This window comes from Pseudogracilibacillus auburnensis, assembly GCF_003201975.1.
Taxonomy (GTDB): Bacteria; Bacillota; Bacilli; order Bacillales; family Amphibacillaceae; genus Pseudogracilibacillus; species Pseudogracilibacillus auburnensis.
In genome coordinates, this window is sequence record NZ_QJJQ01000002.1 from 12,397 (window position 1) to 33,176 (window position 20,780).

The window sequence follows — 20,780 nt, forward strand, 5'->3', positions numbered from 1 at the left end:
TCTACATCAATAGTTTGTACTTTTCATATAAAGTGCAAGGCTTTTGACTGTTTTACCAATAAACCTTTGCATATGCAATGAACTACTCTAGTTGTCTGGAGCGAAGGTGACTGACTCCAGCCCATATACATTACTTTTCCATGGACGATTCACCAACTGTCTTTAGAAAGAGAAGTCGTTTATACGAATTACAGTGCATATAAAAAGTAGAGGGTGAATTTTACCCTCTACTTTTTATGATTTAGAGCATTCCGATTAATTGACAGATAAGAATGTATAAAACTTTCCTGACACACATAAGTGCAACTTTAGTCTCGCCATTAAAGGCTAAATGTAAATAGGTTAATCACTTATTACATTCAGTGCAAACATCACCTGGCGGCTCGCCAATCGGTGTGTTTTCTTTCGTCATAAACTAGCTACCCGCTAGTTTACTTACATAAGCGCAACAATCACCTCTGTCATCACCTAGCGGCTCGCCAATCGGTGTGTTTTCTTTAACGTATGCCTAGTTTTTAATGTATTATTCAAATTCAATTAATAAGTCATTAACAGAAATGGCTGCTCCATCATTTACATATATCCTTTTGATGACACCTTTGAATGGTGCTTGAATTGTCGTTTCCATCTTCATCGCTTCTGTAATGAGTAGATAGTCACCTTTTTCGACTTTATCGCCTTCCTTAATGAGCGTTTTGATGACCGTTCCTGGCATTGTTGCACCGATATGTTTCGAATTCTCTTTATCCGCTTTTGGAAGTTCGACAACTTGAGACTCAATACTTTTATCCTTAATAATTATTTCACGTGATTGACCATTTAATTCAAAGTAAATAACACGTGTTGCATCTGAACGAGGTTCGGAAATAGAAACAAGTCGAATAAACAATGTTTTACCTTGCTCAATCTCTACTTCGATTTCTTCCCCAAGTCGCATTCCATAAAAGTATGTTGGCGTATCTAATACCGAAACATCTGCATAAGTAGTAGTGAAGTTATGATAACTCATAAATACATCTGGATATAACGCATAAGCTATCATATCAAAGCTTGTTACTTCACGGTCAAGCTTTTTATATAATTCATCACGTACTTGATCAAAATCGACTGGTTCAAGTAAAATGCCTGGGCGTACATCGATTTTATCTCGACCTTTTAAGATGATACGCTGTAATTCTTCTGGGAAACCTCCATAAGGTTGTCCAATATCACCTTGGAAAAATTCGATGACAGATGCTGGAAAGTCCATAAATTCGCCACGTTCATATATATCTTTTTCCGTTAAATTATTTTGTACCATAAATAATGCCATATCACCAACTATTTTAGATGATGGGGTTACTTTGACAATATCTCCAAACAGGTCATTGACCGTACGGAACATTTTCTTCACTTCATCCCAACGCTCTTCTAGCCCAACAGCTTTTGCCTGTTGTTGTAAATTACTATATTGACCACCCGGCATTTCATGAAAATAAACTTCCGTATGTGGTGATTTCATCCCACTTTCGAAATCTTGATAGTAGTCACGTACCCCTTCCCAGTAAGTGGACAACTCTTCAAATTTTTCAATATTCATGTTCGGTTGGTTTTTCGTTCCTTCTAGTGCGTGATACAGTGATTGCGCACTTGGTTGGGATGTCGATCCTGCCATTGAACCTAATGCAACATCTACAACATCAACTCCAGCCTCAATTGCTCTCGCATACATATAAATGCCGTTTCCACTTGTGTCATGTGTATGCAAATGGATCGGAATATCGATCGATTCTTTTAATGTTGAAACTAGTTGATAAGCAGCTTCAGGCTTTAATAGTCCTGCCATATCTTTAATTCCTAAAATATGTGCACCTGAAGCTTCTAGTTCTTTTGCTAAATTCGTATAATACGATAAATCATATTTATTGCGTCCTTTATCTAACACATTTCCTGTATAACAAATGGATGCTTCCGCAATTTTATTGTTTTCCCTAACTGCTTCAATGGCAGGTTTAATTCCTTCTAACCAGTTTAAACTATCAAAAATTCGAAAAACATCAATTCCTGCTTTTGAACTTTCCGAAACAAATGATTGAATGACATTATCCGGATAATTTTTATAACCGACTGCATTACTCGCCCGTAATAACATTTGAAATAACACATTTGGCATCTTTTCACGTAACGTAAGTAATCTTTCCCATGGATCTTCTCGTAAAAAGCGGTAAGCGACATCAAATGTTGCGCCACCCCACATTTCTACCGAAAATAAATCTGGTAGCAATCTTGCTGTCGGTTCAGCGATTTGGATTAAATCTTTTGAACGGACTCGTGTTGCAAGAAGCGATTGATGCGCATCCCGAAAAGTCGTATCTGTTAGTAATACTTTATCTTGATCTTTTAACCACTTTGCCACATACTCTGGTCCATGTTCATCTAAGAGTTGTTTTGTCCCATTTGGAATCGACTCTAAATGATTCACGTGAGGAATTGAAACTGGTGAAAAGATTGGTTTTTGTTTTTTTGGTACACCATCGACACCGTTTACTGTCATTTCACCAATATAGGTTAATAATTTCGTTCCTCGGTCTTTTCGCTTAGGGAAAACAAATAATTCTGGTGTATCGTCTATAAAATTCGTATCATATTTCCCCGAAGCAAATTTATCATGTAAAATAACATTTTTTAAAAATGGAATATTCGTTTTAATTCCTCTTATCCGAAACTCTTTTAATGTACGAACCATTTTTTGTGAAGCCTGCTCAAAAGTGAGTGCCTGTGTCGACACTTTCACGAGTAAAGAATCATAGTATGGTGAAATAACTGCTCCTTGGTATCCGTTTCCTGCATCGAGTCGGACACCAAAACCTCCACCAGAACGATAAACCATAATACGACCTGTATCAGGCATAAAATCATTTAATGGATCTTCCGTCGTTACACGAGATTGAATGGCATATCCATTTGTTCTAATTTCATCTTGTGATGGAATACCAATCGATTTGTCATGGAGCTTTTGACCTTCAGCTACTTTTATTTGTGTTTGAACAATATCCACGCCTGTAATCATTTCGGTAATCGTATGTTCTACTTGAATACGTGGGTTTACCTCAATAAAGTAGAAATCTTCACCAGTTACCAAAAATTCAACCGTTCCAGCGTTAATATATTTTACATTTTTCGCTAGTTGTACAGCCGCATCACAAATTCGTTCACGTAGTTGTTCAGAAAGTGATAAACTGGGTGCAACTTCTACTACTTTTTGATGCCTACGTTGCACAGAGCAATCTCGTTCATACAAATGGACAATATTATCATATTCATCTGCAACAATTTGTACTTCAATATGTTTTGGGTTAAGAATAAACTTTTCAACATATATTTCATCATTCCCAAATGCAGACTTTGCTTCTGAACGGGCTCTGTCATATGCTTCTGTTAACTCACCTTTATGGTGAACAATTCTCATTCCACGGCCGCCACCACCCAGTGATGCTTTAATGATGATCGGGTAACCGTTTTCTTCTGCAAAATTTTCTACTTCCGAGATCGATGAGACTGGACCATCTGTACCAGGAATAATTGGTAGTCCAGCATTAATCGCTTGTGTTTTCGCTTTTACCTTATCACCAAACATATCTAAATGTTCGCTTCTCGGTCCGATAAAAATAATTCCTTCTTCTTCACAACGTTTAGCAAAATTAATATTTTCTGCTAAAAAGCCATACCCAGGATGAATCGCGTCCACCCCTACGTTTTTAGCAAGTTCAATAATTCCTTCAATATCTAAGTAAGCGTCAATTGCGCTTTTATCCTCACCAATTAAATAAGATTCATCTGCCTTATATCTGTGTAGGGCACTTGAGTCTTCTTTCGAGTAAATAGCAACTGTTCGAATATCAAGCTCTGTACATGCTCTGAATATTCGGATCGCTATTTCTCCCCTATTCGCTGCTAAAATCTTTTTGATTTTTCTTCTTTCTAAATTGGCCATGAACTTCCTCTCCTATGTGTAAGATTATTAATTGGTTCTGGTTCTATTGTCTTCGGTTCTTGCTCTTTTAACCGAACAGTTCTAGCTATATTATTTAATATTCCCATTGAAATCATTAAAGCTAATAATGAAGATCCACCATAACTAATAAAAGGTAAGGTAACACCAGTAATAGGTAGTACCCCACTGATTGCACCAAGGTTAATGATCGCCTGAATAGCGACCATAGAAGATATTCCAATTGCAAGTAAGGATCCAAAGCTGTCCGTACACTTCTTAGAAATAAACAAACCACGTAAAGTGATGACGGTGAATAGACCTATGACCATGACAACGCCAAATACACCTAGTTCTTCAGCGATTACGGCCATAATAAAGTCTGTATGTGCCCCCCATAAAAAGCCTAATTTTTGCACACTTTGTCCTAATCCTTCCCCACTTAATCCGCCACCACCAATCGCTAAGTAAGACTGGATTAAATGATATCCAGTTCCATCTGGATTTAAAAAAGGTTGATATGCACCTGTAAAGCGAGCAATTCTCGTTTCGGTTATCATTCTAGGAACGATAAGTACTAAGAGGACAGCACTAAAAGTAAATAATAGCAGTATATGTTTAAATCGAATTCCTGAACTAATAATAATCGTACCAACTACGAAAAGAATAATCGAAGCTGTTCCAATATCAGGTTGTACAACGATTAATGCAATCATGATAAATGTTAAAATTAGCGGTGGGAAAACCCCTTTAAAAAAATCACCTATATACATCTGCTTCTTCGAATAGACAGATGCCAAATAAATGATTAATGCTAATTTTACAAATTCAGATGGTTGTATCCGCAGACCAAGTATTTCCATTGACCTTGTTGCATTATGTGCCGTATCACCAAAAATAAGTACACCTAAAAGCATGATTACACTTATTAATAAGATCAATTTAATAAGATTTTGATAGTATTTATATGGGAAAATACAGCAAAAGATAAAACCAATTATGCTTAAAATAAACCATTGTACTTGCCTGAATAAGTAATATGTACTATCTAGTCCGTCTACCACTGCCGAAACCATGCTTGCACTATAGATCATTACTATTCCAAAACTAGCTAATAGAATGGGAGTGATGATGAGAGTAAAATCATAGCCCTTTAGTTTTTCCTTCACTAAAACCACCCCAAACACAATATAAGATGTTTTTACATTTACTTGTAGCCCAAAAAATGTCATCGTGTTTTCACTAATACGTTTGAACATCTTATTTAAATTATATTGCATGTTTCTCGCAATTGCTAGAGCTTGAATTCAATTTAATTAAATACCTTACATGAAAATAAGAATAATATCAAAGGTTTTTTAAATTTGTTCACTATTTGTTCACATTTCGCCTTTTATAAAGATGCTTAATACAAAAAACTTTGCTTCATGTAAGCAAAGTTTTATTTTTTAAATTCAATTGTATTTTGCGCTGTTTCATGTAAAAGACTTAATTTAAGTTCCAAATTATCTAGTAGTTCTCTACCTTCAGACTCCGTTATTAAATCGAGTCGCACCGCAAAATCAATTTCTCTTGATAAACCAAACATCTGTGTATCTAATACTTCTTCATACAAAGGACATTGTGGAGTCATTAAATTATCGATTTGAACTTCAATAAGCCTTAATATTTTGTCAGCATCTGACTTTAAAAGTGCATATGCTTTCTCACGCTGATTCATCGTAATTTGAGGCATCTAATTCATTCCTTCCGCAACACATTCTATTATCTACTTGAAAGAATAAATGTGAACTGTAACGCTTTAAAATAATAGTATCGTTATATACTGTAAAATGCAAATAGAAAACAAGTAAAATAGATAACTTATCAATACTGTCCTTTAATTATACCAAAAAAATTGTTCATATATGCCTTAAATGATTAAAATAGTTATATTATCGTGTAAAATAAGTATAATTTTGTTATTCTAAAAGTAGACATTTTAAAAGAGGTGGAATAATGATTATCCAATTAAAAGGGAAAGTCACATACCCGATTACATTAGATGCTTCCGTATGGATATTCGATGATCGTAAAATTATCTTGGAGGAAGCCTTTACCGAAAAAGAAGTAGTACAAGAAGAAGACCCTTTAAAAAAGGCAGATGAAATGTTCAATCAAGAAATTTATTTTCAAACTAAGATTAAACCGCCTGTAAATAAAAGTATTAATCGCTATGAAAAAGAAAAAATATTGGAAAACTCATTTGTTATGCCTTTGGAAGATTTTATTAACAACGCTGAAGTAAAACCCGAAGCGAAAAGAGCACTCTTAAAAACAGATGGAGACGATATTGTTATTACGGTCGAACAATTAACGGACGCTTATCTACTATTTGCAGTAGATGGAAAGCCATTAAAAGAAGAAGGCCCAGTACATTTATACTTTAGAGATGGGTCAAATAAAGAGGCTCCAATTAAAAATATTAAACAAATTATTATTAAGTAAAGATGAAAAAACTGCTCCTTTTGTGAGTAGTTTTTTTGGTAGATAAGAAAGTATCAACACTTTCTTACTGCATAAGTGCAACTAAGTCTTTCGCCATAAAGAGACTGGGACAAAAGTATTTTCACCAAAGAAAAACCCGAACAATGGTAGCTGCATATAACCCGCTCTGGAAATATACTTCGCTTTCCGCGGGCGGCTGGTGAGCCTCCTCGCTTGAAATTAAAGGAAGGCCAACTAAAGCCGGCCTTTGCGGCCAACGTCGGCATACCCCTTGCCGGGGCAGGGTCTCACCGATGCCTTTCTTCCCGCGACGCACAATGTTTTCGATGGGACGAGATTTTATCGCAGTCCCAGGACGTGCTAGTGTCGGGCGTTGGTCACAGGACGTGACCGCTTTTAGCCGACCAGGAGTCTACGTATATTTCCACCGCTAAGGTAATGCATTGTTCTTCTTGAGATTTGGTCGTTTTAGTTTTGTCCCGGCCTCTTCTAATAAGCTAGATACTCTGTCATTATTTGAATGTGCATCGTTCATTTTAAGTTCCACCATGCCAATACACATTGCAAGTATCTATCACGAAATTATTACGGAATGTTGACCACCATCGGTGAATTAGAACTCACCGTGGAAATGCAAGCGATTATTTATGGCGATTTAAAGCAAGAAGAATGTCTGAGTCATTACGTTACTACTTTGTGATTTGTTTTCAAAAAAAATTGTATAAAAATAGTCTTTTTACTAACAATATGGATATTAAAGCCCGTTAGTGAAGGAGACGACTTGAAAATGAAGATACGATTAATGCTAATCCTGTTCGTTATTAGCTTATTATTAATGAGTTGCAACCGAAATAATACGATGCCTGACAATCAAAGAAATGAAAATATTGCTGTTGAGCAGTCAAGTTATGAGGATGAAGTTAATTTAACAAATCAAGAAATAGCCTCTCATTTAGCAACTATTGCTTCAGAAGTTCCGAATGTAAATGATGCTGCCGCGGTTGTTGCAGGTCCTTATGCGGTTGTCGGTATCAATATTGATGAAGCGACAGAAAGGCAGCGAGTTGGAACAATTAAATTTTCTGTTAACGAGGCATTACAGCATGACCCATATGGAAAAACTGCAGTTGTTGTCGCTGATGCAGATATGACGCAACGGCTTCGTGATATGGGAGATAAAATCCAACAAGGACACCCTGTGCAAGGAGTCGTTGATGAATTATCTGAAATTGTAAGTCGATATATGCCAATGTTTCCTGTGGATGAAGATCGGCCAATCGATGAAGATGAAAACAGACAGAAAATGACAGATGAAGAAAGAAGACGATTAGATAATATCGAAAAAGAACAATCAAATCAGTAGAGGTAACGGCTTCAAAAAAATGGTGCTTTCCGAAATCGGAGAGCACCTACTTTATTATTCAGTAATCATTTCTTCAACTTTTTCTACATCGTCTTCCGATACTTCATTAAAATATTGAACTCCAAACTGTGAACCTTCAGACACCATTTTGGCGTTCTCAAACTGCGCATGATCATAATTTTCATGATTCATTTGATCCGGAATCCCTGCATTTGCTAAAGAATGGGCGAGTGTCCCTGCATCTGACTGGTTGTCTTGATTTTTATTTTTCATCATATATCCTACACCAACGGAAGCGATCGCCCCAATAATCGGAATAATATATCTTTTTTTCATTTTATCATCCTTTCACATTAAAGCATTTTTAATGTAATTATAGAATACCCCATACCATTTTTAATAAACATTATGTTATAGTTGTTTAGAGGAAAAATATTAGAGGTGAACTTGATGCAAGTCCAATGCGTATTATGTGATAAAATTGAATCGATTAATGATAACTCGTACGAAGCAAAACGATTGATAAATAAAAGAATTCAGTCTTATCTTTGTCAAACTTGTTATGATCGAATTGAAACAAATACAAAAAAACGTCATGAAACAGGAAAATTTAACTTGTATCGGTCAAATAGGAAGAATGAGTAGGACAGGTGCCATTTGCGATAGAAAACGCGTGATTGGCAAGCTAACGGGTGAGGACAAAATGATGTCGCGCTTATGTAAAGAAGTGCGTTATTTATTTATCAAGCCTTTATTGCGAATATACACAATGTTTATTGTGACGGGTAATCGCAGTCTCAGGATGCTACTACTGACGTCCCGACAAATGCTTTTCGCTAGGCATGCGTAAGCAAAAAGCAGAATGTCGCGCTTTTTAGCCAGCGAACAATAAAAAATTTTATGGTTCTTATCTGCAAAATGAATCCATCAATGAAAAAACTAAAACATCTTTTCTTAAGATGTTTTAGATTTTCGTTTTCGTTCAGTATGTAATCTGTAGCGATATATTCCAAGTACAATGGAAATAATAATTAATGTTTCGGTCATTGGATATTTTACAATACTAAAAAGTGTTATAATAAAAACTCCCATTGCGAGTAAAACATAGACAATAATAGATTTTAATAAAGGTAACTGTCTTGCAAATCCAAGCTTATAAGCTATAACACTAAAAATAAGGTTTAATACATAAAAAGTCCAAAAAACATACTCTGTTCCAAAGGTATTTACGATAAAATTAAATATTAAGCCAAAATCTGTATCCATTTTTACCCCTCACAAATGACAATTTCATTTAAAATAATGTCCAACCTTTATCATACTAAATCTTTCATTTTCATACCAGTAACTACAATTCATTTTATTTTTAATTTAAAATATTATATACTTACTTTGGAAACAAATTGAGGTGTATGTAGTTGAAAAACATTAATTATCCAATGTTATTTTTAGCAATGCTTGTCGTATCCATGTTTTGTTTAGTAGGTGTAGCCATTTTTTATCAAAATGTCTTTCTTGTTATTTTATTTTTATTACTCGGATTTGCACTTATGGGTTACGGTATCAAGCTAAAACGAAAAAGTGACAATTAAGTCACTTTTTTGCTTTACATATATAATCTTTTATTAACGTTTTATGTATAGTTGGATTACAAGTGAGTATGGAACTTCTTTCTAACATCCCTACCTCTTCCCCATAAATGTTTGTTATCATTGCTCCTACTTCACGAACAATAATCCTCCCTGCTGCAATATCCCACGGTTCAAGACGCATCGTAATGTAAGCATCTGCTGCCCCTTCAGCTACATAAGCAAATTCTAAAGCCGCTGAACCGTATGTCCTTGTCCCACGAACATCTTTAATTAATTGCTGCATAACTCTTTCATCAACTAGACTATTTTTTGCCAACCAATGATGATTTAAGCAAATAATAGAATGGTTTAGTTGTAAATCTTTATTTAATTTTTTTAACTGTCGGTCATTTTTATATGCCCCGTTATTTCTCATCGCACTATAAAGGTTATTTCTCATCACATCATAAATTAATCCAATTTCACCAATTCCTTCATAATAAATGCCGAGCGAAATAGCGAAATTTTGTTTTTGATGTACAAAATTCATCGTTCCATCAATTGGATCTAAAACCCAAACGGTTCCATGAACATCTGATAATGTATCTCCATAGCCTTCTTCACTTAACAATAAATGTTCTGGATAATATGCTTTAATTTTTGATGCAAAAAAAAATTCCACTTCTCTGTCCATTTCCGTTACTAAATCTTTTGGATTGGATTTTGTGTCAATTGTAAGTGGATCATGCATTTTTTTTCGAATGAGCGCACCTGCCTCAAGTACCCAAGATCTAACTCGATTGAATAGGATTTCTCGTGTAATTACGTCCATGCTTGAGCCTCCATTTTTAGCACAAAATTTAAATGAGAACCGTGCTAAATTTGATTCACGCTACATGTAATAGATAAAATTTATATTACTTGAACTATCACACGTTTTTCGGAATCGATATTAAAGCTCATTGTACCAAATAATGATCAATTATTCATCGGATTCGATCATTTACGTTCATTTCATGGAAGATAACGCATTTAATTTTCTAACTAAATAAGTTAATTTCTCTTTCGCTTTAATGATTTCAAGTTTATTGTTTGCCTGCATAGCATCGAACAGTGTTACAAGTTCATAATCAATCTCCATACGGACAACGGACAACATTTGACGGTTTTCTTTTTTCCTTACCTGCTCGATTACATACTTCATAACACTCACATCCTTTGTAGATATTATTATCTATATGATGTTTTTTATATTTTGTGTAATGTAATTCCCATTAAGTTTTAATATTTATTAATCTTATTCATTCCTGTCTTATATTATTCATACCCATTCCAAGCAAGATATAAACTACATTTTTTAGTTGCGGAAAAATGGGTTTATAACGAATAGCTACCTTTTTTTGCAATCAAGAAAGTTAATTGGGCGAAAATGGAAGTCCATTTCACCTTCTAATCACAGCAAATCGAATATCCTCGCTTTTCGTGGACTCCCCCACGAGCCTCCGACCATACAATGTCTATCGTACTGATAATCGTAATCACAAAAGCTTTTCGCTGGGACGTAAGTAAGTGCCGTCCCCCAACACGACGCTTGTCACTGGTCTCGTTCACTATAAATGACCCTCGTTGTGAAATCTCTTAGGTCGCTGAGTCAAGACGCATGGAACATGGCGATATTAGCCAACTAGGAGACTAACTGCTTGGGAAGTTAATCGCTCCATTTTCCTCACGATAATCAAAAGTGGCTGGGATAAAAGGATTTTTCTAAAGAAAAATCCGAACAATAATCGCTGCATATATCTCTCCCTTGAAATATAATTCGCGCATCGTAAGGCGGCTGGTGAGCCTCTTTACGATGCGCGTTTTTAGGGGGCTACACTGGTGCCTTCCTCCCACTGAACTCTACATATATTTCCTCTTACATGCCCCATGCTTTTCTAATTTGTTCCGCTTCAGTTATAATCGATTGAATTAGTTCTTCAACGGTTGGAATATCACTAATTCTAGCAGCCCCTTGACCGGCCCAACCAAATCCTTCCTCGGCAACTCCTTCATGAATATAACGTTTATTTGCTTCTCCACTTATATAGTCTTTTAATCCTTCATAGCCGGCTTTTTGTTTTTCTAAATCTAAAATTTTATCAGGCCAACTCCCTTTCAGTGCGCGAGCTGGTGCACCAAGTGAACGCTTAATAACGACTGTCGCTTCTTCATCGGCATCAAGAATCGCTTGTTTGTATGCCTCATGTGCATGGACACATTCTTTTGTCGCAATAAATCTCGTTCCCATCTCAATGCCGTCTGCTCCTAGTGCAAATGCCGCCATTAATCCCCTTCCATCAACAATACCGCCGGAGGCAAGAACTGGAATAGAAACATGATCGACAACTTGTGGTGTTAAAACAAGTGTTCCGGTATCACTTCGCCCAATATGCCCACCACCTTCTTGACCAACTACCATCACGGCATCTACACCCAGTTCTTCTGCCTTTTCCGCTTGCCTACGCGCTGCAACTAGTACTAATTTTTTAATATTGTGACCGCTTACCATATCGAGCACACCTTTAGGATTTCCACCTGTAACAGAAATAGCTGGAACTTGTTCTTCAACAGCTACTTGAACCATTTCCTCATATGGACGACGGCCTGCTCCTATAGCAAAATTCACACCAAAAGGTTTATCTGTCATCATTCTAACCCGTTTTATTTCTTCCCTTAAATGATCTGGAGTAGGTAAACTCATAGCTGTTATTTGCCCTAATCCTCCGGCATTTGAGACAGCAGCGGCAAGATCCGCATATGCTAAATGTGCTAACCCACCTTGAACAATTGGATATTTTACTTGAAAAGCTTCAGTAAATTTCGTATTCCAATTCATTAGAATATTCCCCCTTCGTTCATTTGCAATACTCCACGGCGTTCAGCGGAGTAAAAATCCTTACAAATTCAGTCTCCTTTATCGTATCATTAAAAGATTATGTTTGGCTAATAATTTGGAGTACGGAGATTCTGGTGCTGTGGGAAAAGAGGATGGGGAAGATTGATTATGTGCTATTTTGGGGAATGATGTCCTTCATTCAGAAATGATCAGCTAGTTCTAAACAATTATGTTATGGAAAATATGGAGATGGACAAAATTTTGCGATTTGGTTTTTTCTTACTTGTATATAGTTTAATATAAATAAAAGAGTGATGCATAATTAAGATCGCATCACTCTTTTAATTCATTGATTAATTTGTATTTTTTGTATTATTGTTACAGCTTGGACATGTGCTATAAAGTTTTGTCACTTTTTCTTCTTCATAATAATTAATTACTTGTTGACACTGTTGACAGATGATGATTCCCACATTCGCCAACTCCTCTAAAATTATTTAAGTTCTACTATAATTAATTATAGTATAGCACATTTGAAATTTCAAGGGTTAATTAGTATAACACATTCAAATTGTGTGATGTTTCATTTGTTTCCACGATAGCTGTATAAGAAAAAATAACTATTTTAATTTTTCGAGCTTTTTAACGATAATACTAAACCAATTATGATTTGTCATCTCACAGTTTACCGACACATTTTCCTATACTAAATAGATTTAGTTTAAAAAAGCCTATACATCTGTAAGAGTTATTCGATCATCTTCACGATTTTATACTTAATGTATCTTACTTTAACATTTACAGTTAGTTTTACTGTATTTTTAATAGAAAATCTACTATTACATAAAGTTATTCCAAATTCGTTTTGGTTATATGATAATTTTTTAACAGGATAAAAGGAGGAAATTGTTTTGAATGATTATTTTATTTGCAATAAGCATGCAGGCAATATTCAAACCTCTGGGATAATGATTTACGAGAATGAATATGTTTATGTTGGTCATATTGATGGAAATGGAAATCCAAACAACTATTTAGGCCATATGATGATCGACCTAAAAAGACACGTTCCAACACTTGGAGATATGAATATGGAGGAAGCAAAAGCTTTTGGTATAATAATAGCTAAAGTAAGTAATGCACTAATGAAATCTGAGAAGGCGGAGCATATTTATTCCTACGTTCTGGATGATAGTGTTCCCCACCTTCATTTGCACTTAGTTCCTCGCTATCTAAACACACCTAAAGAGTATTGGGGACCAAATGCTGTTTATGATTGGAAAGATGCCCCTATGGGTGGAGAAAACGATATTAACGGGCTTTGTACCCGTATCTCAACATACCTGGAGGATGATTCAAATGAATAACCCCGTTGAAGATTTTAGCTGGATCGGAAGCCAAAAAGATTTCATGGATAATCCTGAAGTCATCCTCCTTAATCATATTATGATTGGACGTTACGGTGGTAATACAAATACTGGACAATACAAAAACGAAGACGGATGTTTGGTATGGTTAAATGAAAACGAAGATTGGGAATTTGCCATTATGTTGGATGCTCATAATACCTCAGAAAGCGCTCTAATAACTTTAGAACTATTCGAAAATAATAAGGCTCAAATTAAACATGTATTATCTCTACCAACAAATCGTCAAATGTTTAGAGAACTTGAAGAGAAAATTTTAAATATGTTTCTATCCGATGAGTTCTTGTCCGCTTGCAGAAAGATTACCGGGGAAACAGCTTGTTTGATTGTGGCTAGGAAAGATAAGTATGTGTGGTGGCTTCCAGTTGGAGACTGTATTGTTTATTTATTTCATCATGAATTAGCGAGGCTTGGTCAATATCAGTTAAATCAAAGACAATTTTTTGAATGGATAGGAGAAGTTAATACCTTTGAACAAGAGGTACCTTGTTATAGTATTGGGATAAAAGAATTAAGAAAAGGTGAAAATCATCTATTTTTAGCGACTGATGGATTAATTGAATGCCCGAATGAACTGTATTCAAAGCCAAGCAAGATTTTTAAAGCATTTTACCATTCGAAAGATAATGAGAGTATTCAAACCATATTGAAAAATATTCAAGAAAATAATGTTCAAGATAACGCTACCATCGTTTCCTGGAAAGTAAATATTTCAAAAGAAGCAAGTAGACCAAGCAATCAATAACAACCTTCTTTAATTTATTAAAATATAAAACATACTAAAATTAGTGGGTTAGGTCATCGACGGATGACTTTACCCACTGTTACTATTTTGAAGTTAATAGTGAGGTTAGGACAAAAGTGTTTTCACCAAGAAAAATCCAAACAATGATAGCTGCATATAACCCACTCCGGAAATATACTTCGCTAAGATAATGATTTGTTCGTCTTTAGATTTGGTCGTTTTAGTTATGTCCCAGTCTCTTTTGCTATTAATATTCTCCAGACCGAACTTTTTTTCATACAGTTACTTTTATAGCATATGAATCGGTGTGCCAAGAGCAACTTCTGCTGCTTCCATCGTAATTTCACCAAGTGTTGGGTGAGCATGGACAGTTAGCGCAATATCTTCAGCTGTCATTCCCGCTTCGATCGCTAGACCAATTTCAGCGATCATATCACTTGCATTTGGTCCAACAACTTGACCTCCGATGACTAAACCATCTTCCTCACGAGTAATCAACTTCAAAAATCCATCTGTATCATTAAGCGATAGTGCACGGCCGTTTGCTGCAAATGGGAATTTTGATGCTTTAATTTTAATTCCGGCATCTTTCGCTTCTTGTTCCGTATATCCAACTGAAGCCATTTCTGGATCAGAAAATACAACTGCTGGCATGCCGATATAGTCGATTTCAGATTTTTTACCACTAATTGCTTCTGCAGCAACTTTTCCTTCGTAGGAAGCTTTATGTGCAAGTGGTAAGCCTGCAACAATATCACCAATTGCATAAATATTTTCTACGTTCGTACGACATTGTTTATCAATTTTAATAAGACCACGCTCATCCACTTCAACGCCTACTTGTTCTAGTCCAAGTTCGCTCGTATTAGGACGACGTCCGACTGTTACTAATACATAATCCGCTTCGATCGTTTCTTCTTTTCCAGCCGCTTCATATGTAACTTTCACACCGTTCTCTGTTTCTTCCACACCTTTTGCCATTGCACTTGTTACGATGTTCACGTCTTTTTTCTTCAAACGTTTTTTAACGGCAGCAGTCATTGGCTTTTCAAAAGTAGCTAAAATTTCTTTTTCACCTTCAATAATCGTTACCTTTGTACCGAAATTAGCATACGCTGAGCCAAGTTCTGTACCAATGTATCCCCCGCCAATTACAACTAAGCTTTCAGGAATTTCTGTTAGGTTTAATCCACCAGTTGAATCAAGTACTCTTTCTGAAAAAGGAAAACTTGGAATTTCAATTGGCGTTGAACCTGTTGCAATAATACAGTTGTTAAATGTATATGTTTGTGATTGTTTTTCGTCCATCACTTTTGCGTTATTTTTATCGATAAAATAAACTTCACCTTGTACGATATCCACTTTATTTCCTTTTAATAACGCTTCTACACCAGATGTTAATTTATTTACAATACCACTTTTCCATTCTTGAACTTTTGAAAAGTCTACTTTTACGTTTTCTGTAGATATACCGAGGTCTTCATTCCCTCGAGCAGCTTCAGTTAAATGACCTGCTTGGATTAATGCTTTCGAAGGAATACATCCTACGTTTAAGCACGTACCACCTAACGCTCCTTTATCTACAATTGTTACTTTTTGACCAAGTTGTGCAGCACGAATTGCAGCAACATATCCTCCTGGTCCAGCTCCAACTACAAGCGTATCTACTTCAATTGGAAAATCCCCTACTACCATTACTCACGCCTCCATCATGATTAATTGTGGATCATTTAATAATCTCTTGATTTGATTGAGAGCTTCTTGTCCTGTAGCACCGTCGACAATACGATGGTCGAAACTGAGTGATAGTGCAAGCACTGGTGCTACAACTATTTCACCATTACGAACAACTGGTTTTTCCGCGATACGACCGATTCCTAAAATAGCCGCTTCTGGATAATTTAAAACCGGAGTAAACCATTGCCCTCCTGCAGAACCGATATTCGTAATTGTATTCGAAGCACCTTTCATCTCCTCAGCTGTTAGTTTACCACTACGAGCCTTCTCTGCCAACTCATTTATATCTTTTGAAATTTCAAATAAAGATTTTCTATCAGCATCTTTGACAACAGGAACGAGTAATCCTTTTTCTGTATCTGCTGCTATTCCAATATTATAGTAATGCTTATGAATGATTTCATCTGTTTCATCATCAACAGCCGCATTCATAATCGGATACTTTTTAGAAGCAGAAATAAGTGCCTTTACAACATATGGTAGGTAAGTCAATTTAATCCCTTGTTCTGCCGCTACTTCTTTAAAACGTTTTCGGTGGGCAACAAGTTCCGTTACATCAACCTCATCCATTAACGTAACATGCGGTGCTTTCGTTTTCGAATTGACCATCGCTTTTGCAATCGCTTTTCTGATCCCACTCATTTTTTCACGCGTTTCCGCATACGTGCCTTTTGGAATCGATACTGGTTTTTCGGAAGTTTCTGTTTCAGTTGTATCTGCAGAAGTAGTTTCTTCCGCCGTGTCCACATCACCTTGTACAAATCGATCGATATCTTCTTTCAAAATACGACCGTTTTTACCAGTCCCTTTTACCTCTTGAATTGTCACATCATTTTCACGTGCATACTTACGGACAGAAGGCATTGCGATGACTCGTTTACTAGAATCTGCACTTGCCGGTGCCTCAGTTAGTTCAGAAGCTTTTTCTTCCACTTTTTCATCTTTCTCTACTTGTTCCTCTACCTCTTCTATTGGTTCTTCTTCTGATTCGTACCCTTCTGCATCAATGCTAATGAGTGGGTCACCAACAACGGCCACCTCTCCTTCAGCAACATGAATTTTAAGTGCAGTCCCTTCAACAGGAGAAGGTATTTCAACGACTGCTTTATCATTTTGAACTTCACATAATGGATCGTCTTCTTTTATTTCTTCGCCTTCTTTTACAAACCATTTTAAAATTTCACCTTCATGGATACCTTCACCGATATCCGGTAATTTAAATTGATAAGCCACAATGTCAACCTCCTATCTATTCTGTTAAAAGTTCATAACTGCTGCTACTTTTTCGATAATATCTTTATGATCTGGTAACCATGCATCTTCTACCGCGGCAAAAGAATATACTGTATCTGGTGCCGTCACACGAAGAACCGGAGCTTCTAAATGTAGAATAGCTCTCTCTTGAATTTCAGCTGCTACGGTTGCGGCAATGCCTGCTTGACGCTGTGCTTCCTGCACAACAACGGCACGATTTGTTTTTTCTACTGATGCAATAATCGTATCAATATCGAGAGGAGAAACCGTACGTAGGTCGATTACTTCTGCATCAATACCGTCTTTTTCAAGTTCACTAGCTGCTTTTAAACATGCGTGAACCATTGCGCCATATGCAATCAATGTTACATCTTTACCTTCACGCTTTATATCAGCTTTACCGATTTCAATTGTATATTCTTCCTCAGGTACTTCGCCACGGAATGATCGGTATAATTTCATATGTTCTAAAAAGATGACTGGGTCATTATCACGAATAGCGGAAATTAATAATCCTTTTGCATCATATGGTGTAGAAGGAATCACAACTTTAAGTCCTGGTTGTTGTGCCATAAGCCCCTCTAATGAATCGGCATGTAACTCTGGTGTTTGCACTCCCCCACCAAACGGCGAACGTACAGTTATCGGTGATGTAAACGTATTTCCTGTCCGATATCTCATTCGAGCCATTTGGCCACTTATTGAATCCATTACTTCATATAAAAATCCGAAGAATTGAATTTCCGGTACTGGTCGATATCCTTCTAAAGCGAGCCCGATCGCTAGTCCACCGATTGCAGACTCGGCAAGTGGTGTATCAAACACACGATCTTCTCCAAATTCTTTTTGTAATCCCTCTGTCGCTCGGAAAACACCACCATTTTGTCCAACATCTTCGCCGAATACTAGCACATTTTCATCTTTATTCAGTTCATTTCGCATCGCATCCGTAATTGCTTGAATCATTGTCATTTGTGCCATGTTAGTTCGACTCCCTTTCTCTATATTCCTTCAGTTGCTCCTCGAGGTTGTACGGTAAGTTTTCATACATATTTTCGATTAGCTCGGTAACTTTTTGTTTAGGATAAGCATCAGCTTTTTTAATTGCTTCCTTAATATCTTCTTTCGCACGTTCAATTACTTCATTTTCTTGTTCTTCAGACCATACGTTTTTATTTTCCAAATAAGTTCTAAATCTAACAAGTGGATCTCTTTTTTCCCATTCCGAATCAAGATCTTTCGTACGATATCTTGTCGGATCGTCCCCTGCCATCGTATGTGGTCCGTAGCGGTAAGTAAGTGTTTCTATTAATGTAGGTCCCCCGCCATTAATTGCCCGTTTTCGCGCATGTTCTGTCACTGCATAAACTGCAAGTGGATCCATTCCATCTACTTGGTATCCTTCAATTCCAGCAGCAACCGCTTTTTGAGCAAGTGTCTTTGCAGCAGTTTGTTTTTCTACTGGAACAGATATTGCGAAATAGTTGTTTTGGATGAAAAAGATTGCTGGTGCATTGTAAGCTCCTGCAAAGTTAATTCCTTCATAGAAATCACCTTGAGAAGTTCCACCGTCACCTGTATATGTAACGGCAACAGCATCTTTCCCTCTTAGTTTCATTCCTAGCGCCACACCGGCTGCTTGCACATATTGCGCGCCAATAATAATTTGTGGGCTTAAAGCATTGACACCTTCTGGCATTTGATTACCATGAAAATGCCCTTTTGAAAATAGAAAAGCTTGATATAATGGTAGACCGTGCCAAATTAATTGTGGGACATCACGATAACCAGGTAAAATAAAATCTTGTTTTTCTAGAGCGAAATGGCTCGCAATTTGAGATGCCTCTTGCCCAGCAGTCGGCGCATAAAAACCTAGTCGACCTTGACGGTTTAAAGCAATTGATCGCTGGTCTAAAACTCTTGTGTATACCATTCTTGTCATCAATTCTTTTAACTCATCATCAGAAAGATCTGGTACATTTTCTTTATTTACAATCTCTCCATCTTGATTTAACACTTGAAACACTTCAAATTTGTTTTCTATCTCTTCTAATACATGCTTCAAAGTAGTCACCTCTTCCTTCCCTACATAATATATGAATGATATTGTTTGCACTTCTCGTTAAAACTTTCACACAAAATGTATGAAAGCCTTTTACTAAACTGTTCTACTTATTTATTCTTTCATAGTAGTACAATGTTTCATGTAAATATAGTGTAGCTTATCAACCTATGAAAGGTCAATGTTTTTAACTGTTAATCTGAATTTTTAACAAGAAAAAAATTATTTTATTTGGTTGTTATATGACGTCATCCCTTATCTGTTATACTTATATATAGAAACTGTACTAGTCTGTATAGGGAGAATATTATCTGTATTAATACAAATGTCTAAGTATTTTTTGAAAATCAATTTTTGCGGTTTTGATGTATTCCACAAAAAAAGCATTCTTTCATCTATACCCATAAAAAAGAGAGTTAAATCTATGCTGTTTAACTCTCCCTCTCACATTTATTATTCACTTACCATCTCATAATATTCTTCTTTTAAACTATTGTATAAGACCGTTTCTTTATTAAATGTTTCATTCGCTTTCAATACTTCATCATAACTATCATTCACATTAGCTATCACTGCATATACTTCATTTTCCTTAAATTCCTCTTGCTGAAAAAGCGAATATAAGCTTTTTGTCAACTCGATCGATTCTGCATAATTTCCGTAAACTACTTCATATGCATCATACCGATTAATCATCGTTTCATACATCTTTTCTGCTTGCTCCTTCTCCTCAGGATCCGATATCTTATCGATTAACGGAGCAATTTGTTCAAATTCTATTCGTGATTCATCAAGACTTTCTTTTTCTAATTTAACATATTCCATCCGTTCCTCCAATAAATCCATTGCTTCCGTAGATAGTTCAACAACTTTTTCATAATCTTCAGTGCCAAGCCCAATTATTTCGTTATAAATTTTCTCATCTTCTTTTTCTAATTCATAAATTTTTTCTTGATTCTCTTCAAAAGCTGCCTCTATTTCAACAGTCGCCTCTATATGTTCAGACACTTTATCCATAACATTTTCTTCATTATTACAAGCGACGAGGATGAAGAAAATAAACATTGTTATCATAGCTTGAGTAAATTTGACCAACCGTAATCCCTCCAATACTAGAATTGTTAAATAGTTTGTTTTTTCATTAATCATTGTATGATGCAATGTATGTATTTATTTGCAGGAAGATGTAATTTGAATCACTTTACAGCAACGAAATAATCCTTTATCTAGTTTAGCGCCATCTATACAAGATTCCAAATAATAACTCAACTTTTGCAGAGTGAAAT

The 20,780-nt window shown here is 36.0% G+C and carries 20 protein-coding genes; 6 read left to right on the forward strand and 14 right to left on the reverse strand.

Annotated elements, in window-relative coordinates; genetic code table 11:
- Positions 1–523: 523 nt before the first annotated feature.
- From pyc to DFR56_RS03130, 3 genes are all read right to left on the reverse strand, one after another.
- Positions 524–3,973 (reverse strand): pyruvate carboxylase, encoded by a 3,450-nt coding sequence (pyc, locus tag DFR56_RS03120; RefSeq protein WP_110393977.1) that lies wholly within the window; start codon positions 3,971–3,973, stop codon positions 524–526.
- Positions 3,961–5,139 (reverse strand): FtsW/RodA/SpoVE family cell cycle protein, encoded by a 1,179-nt coding sequence (locus DFR56_RS03125; protein WP_110394311.1) that lies wholly within the window; start codon positions 5,137–5,139, stop codon positions 3,961–3,963. The genes pyc and DFR56_RS03125 overlap by 13 nt, the downstream gene beginning before the upstream one ends.
- Positions 5,140–5,411: 272 nt before the next feature.
- Positions 5,412–5,705 carry an Fpa/YlaN family protein gene (locus DFR56_RS03130; protein ID WP_110393978.1) on the reverse strand — a complete coding sequence of 98 codons (294 nt, stop codon included), beginning with the start codon at positions 5,703–5,705 and terminating at the stop codon, positions 5,412–5,414.
- A 263-nt stretch (positions 5,706–5,968) separates the two neighbouring features.
- Here DFR56_RS03130 and DFR56_RS03135 point away from each other — a divergent pair, with 263 nt between their 5' ends.
- Positions 5,969–6,457, forward strand: a complete 489-nt coding sequence (locus DFR56_RS03135; protein WP_110393979.1) for a molybdopterin-binding protein — start codon at positions 5,969–5,971, stop codon at positions 6,455–6,457.
- A 787-nt stretch (positions 6,458–7,244) separates the two neighbouring features.
- Entirely contained in the window at positions 7,245–7,820 is a 576-nt protein-coding gene (locus DFR56_RS03145) for a YhcN/YlaJ family sporulation lipoprotein (RefSeq protein WP_110393981.1), read from the forward strand.
- Between the two features lie 54 nt (positions 7,821–7,874).
- On the opposite strand, the gene DFR56_RS03150 is transcribed toward DFR56_RS03145, so the two are convergent.
- On the reverse strand, positions 7,875–8,156 hold the full coding sequence (locus DFR56_RS03150; protein ID WP_110393982.1) for a hypothetical protein: 282 nt from the start codon (positions 8,154–8,156) through the stop codon (positions 7,875–7,877).
- Positions 8,157–8,270: 114 nt separating this feature from the next.
- Between DFR56_RS03150 and DFR56_RS03155 the strand changes: the two genes are divergently transcribed.
- Positions 8,271–8,465: a YlaI family protein gene (locus tag DFR56_RS03155; RefSeq protein ID WP_110393983.1), complete on the forward strand. Its 195-nt coding sequence runs from the start codon at positions 8,271–8,273 to the stop codon at positions 8,463–8,465.
- Positions 8,466–8,774: 309 nt separating this feature from the next.
- Here DFR56_RS03155 and DFR56_RS03160 read toward each other — a convergent pair whose 3' ends face one another.
- A complete protein-coding gene (locus DFR56_RS03160; RefSeq protein ID WP_110393984.1) occupies positions 8,775–9,086 on the reverse strand; it encodes a YlaH-like family protein in 312 nt (103 codons plus the stop codon).
- 152 nt (positions 9,087–9,238) lie between these two features.
- On the opposite strand from DFR56_RS03160, the gene DFR56_RS22785 reads away from it, so the two are divergent.
- Positions 9,239–9,412, forward strand: a complete 174-nt coding sequence (locus DFR56_RS22785) for a DUF5325 family protein (RefSeq protein WP_158525479.1) — start codon at positions 9,239–9,241, stop codon at positions 9,410–9,412.
- 1 nt (position 9,413) lies between these two features.
- Here DFR56_RS22785 and DFR56_RS03165 read toward each other — a convergent pair whose 3' ends face one another.
- From DFR56_RS03165 to DFR56_RS03180, 4 genes are all read right to left on the reverse strand, one after another.
- Entirely contained in the window at positions 9,414–10,223 is an 810-nt protein-coding gene (locus DFR56_RS03165; RefSeq protein ID WP_110393985.1) for an inositol monophosphatase family protein, read from the reverse strand.
- Between the two features lie 177 nt (positions 10,224–10,400).
- Positions 10,401–10,595 carry a hypothetical protein gene (locus tag DFR56_RS03170; RefSeq protein ID WP_110393986.1) on the reverse strand — a complete coding sequence of 65 codons (195 nt, stop codon included), beginning with the start codon at positions 10,593–10,595 and terminating at the stop codon, positions 10,401–10,403.
- Positions 10,596–11,309: 714 nt separating this feature from the next.
- Positions 11,310–12,269, reverse strand: coding sequence for an NAD(P)H-dependent flavin oxidoreductase (locus tag DFR56_RS03175; RefSeq protein WP_110393987.1), 960 nt, complete (start codon positions 12,267–12,269; stop codon positions 11,310–11,312).
- Between the two features lie 353 nt (positions 12,270–12,622).
- Positions 12,623–12,742 carry a GapA-binding peptide SR1P gene (locus DFR56_RS03180; RefSeq protein WP_110393988.1) on the reverse strand — a complete coding sequence of 40 codons (120 nt, stop codon included), beginning with the start codon at positions 12,740–12,742 and terminating at the stop codon, positions 12,623–12,625.
- A 438-nt stretch (positions 12,743–13,180) separates the two neighbouring features.
- Between DFR56_RS03180 and DFR56_RS03185 the strand changes: the two genes are divergently transcribed.
- Both DFR56_RS03185 and DFR56_RS03190 read left to right on the forward strand, forming a co-directional pair.
- Positions 13,181–13,636, forward strand: coding sequence for an HIT family protein (locus tag DFR56_RS03185; RefSeq protein WP_110393989.1), 456 nt, complete (start codon positions 13,181–13,183; stop codon positions 13,634–13,636).
- Complete coding sequence (locus DFR56_RS03190) at positions 13,620–14,441, forward strand: PP2C family serine/threonine-protein phosphatase (RefSeq protein ID WP_342353137.1); 822 nt, start codon at positions 13,620–13,622, stop codon at positions 14,439–14,441. Before DFR56_RS03185 ends, DFR56_RS03190 begins: the two co-directional genes overlap by 17 nt.
- A 288-nt stretch (positions 14,442–14,729) precedes the next feature.
- Here DFR56_RS03190 and lpdA read toward each other — a convergent pair whose 3' ends face one another.
- The 5 genes from lpdA to DFR56_RS03215 form a co-directional block, all read right to left on the reverse strand.
- The gene (gene lpdA / locus DFR56_RS03195) at positions 14,730–16,136 is read right to left on the reverse strand and encodes a dihydrolipoyl dehydrogenase (RefSeq protein WP_110393991.1); all 1,407 of its coding nucleotides are present in this window, start codon (positions 16,134–16,136) and stop codon (positions 14,730–14,732) included.
- A 3-nt stretch (positions 16,137–16,139) separates the two neighbouring features.
- Entirely contained in the window at positions 16,140–17,411 is a 1,272-nt protein-coding gene (locus tag DFR56_RS03200; RefSeq protein WP_110393992.1) for a dihydrolipoamide acetyltransferase family protein, read from the reverse strand.
- A 24-nt stretch (positions 17,412–17,435) separates the two neighbouring features.
- Positions 17,436–18,413 carry an alpha-ketoacid dehydrogenase subunit beta gene (locus DFR56_RS03205; protein ID WP_110393993.1) on the reverse strand — a complete coding sequence of 326 codons (978 nt, stop codon included), beginning with the start codon at positions 18,411–18,413 and terminating at the stop codon, positions 17,436–17,438.
- Between the two features lies 1 nt (position 18,414).
- Positions 18,415–19,497: a pyruvate dehydrogenase (acetyl-transferring) E1 component subunit alpha gene (gene pdhA / locus DFR56_RS03210; protein WP_110393994.1), complete on the reverse strand. Its 1,083-nt coding sequence runs from the start codon at positions 19,495–19,497 to the stop codon at positions 18,415–18,417.
- Positions 19,498–19,947: 450 nt separating this feature from the next.
- On the reverse strand, positions 19,948–20,589 hold the full coding sequence (locus DFR56_RS03215) for a YkyA family protein (protein ID WP_158525480.1): 642 nt from the start codon (positions 20,587–20,589) through the stop codon (positions 19,948–19,950).
- Between the last annotated feature and the right edge of the window lie 191 nt (positions 20,590–20,780).

Coding starts and splice junctions, on each gene's coding strand:
- pyc (WP_110393977.1), bottom strand. CDS start 3,973: ATGGCCAATTTAGAAAGAAGAAAAATCAAAAAGATTTTAGCAGCGAAT.
- DFR56_RS03130 (WP_110393978.1), bottom strand. CDS start 5,705: ATGCCTCAAATTACGATGAATCAGCGTGAGAAAGCATATGCACTTTTA.
- DFR56_RS03135 (WP_110393979.1), top strand. CDS start 5,969: ATGATTATCCAATTAAAAGGGAAAGTCACATACCCGATTACATTAGAT.
- DFR56_RS03145 (WP_110393981.1), top strand. CDS start 7,245: ATGAAGATACGATTAATGCTAATCCTGTTCGTTATTAGCTTATTATTA.
- DFR56_RS03150 (WP_110393982.1), bottom strand. CDS start 8,156: ATGAAAAAAAGATATATTATTCCGATTATTGGGGCGATCGCTTCCGTT.
- DFR56_RS03155 (WP_110393983.1), top strand. CDS start 8,271: ATGCAAGTCCAATGCGTATTATGTGATAAAATTGAATCGATTAATGAT.
- DFR56_RS03160 (WP_110393984.1), bottom strand. CDS start 9,086: ATGGATACAGATTTTGGCTTAATATTTAATTTTATCGTAAATACCTTT.
- DFR56_RS03165 (WP_110393985.1), bottom strand. CDS start 10,223: ATGGACGTAATTACACGAGAAATCCTATTCAATCGAGTTAGATCTTGG.
- DFR56_RS03170 (WP_110393986.1), bottom strand. CDS start 10,595: ATGAAGTATGTAATCGAGCAGGTAAGGAAAAAAGAAAACCGTCAAATG.
- DFR56_RS03175 (WP_110393987.1), bottom strand. CDS start 12,269: ATGAATTGGAATACGAAATTTACTGAAGCTTTTCAAGTAAAATATCCA.
- DFR56_RS03190 (WP_342353137.1), top strand. CDS start 13,620: ATGATTCAAATGAATAACCCCGTTGAAGATTTTAGCTGGATCGGAAGC.
- lpdA (WP_110393991.1), bottom strand. CDS start 16,136: ATGGTAGTAGGGGATTTTCCAATTGAAGTAGATACGCTTGTAGTTGGA.
- DFR56_RS03205 (WP_110393993.1), bottom strand. CDS start 18,413: ATGGCACAAATGACAATGATTCAAGCAATTACGGATGCGATGCGAAAT.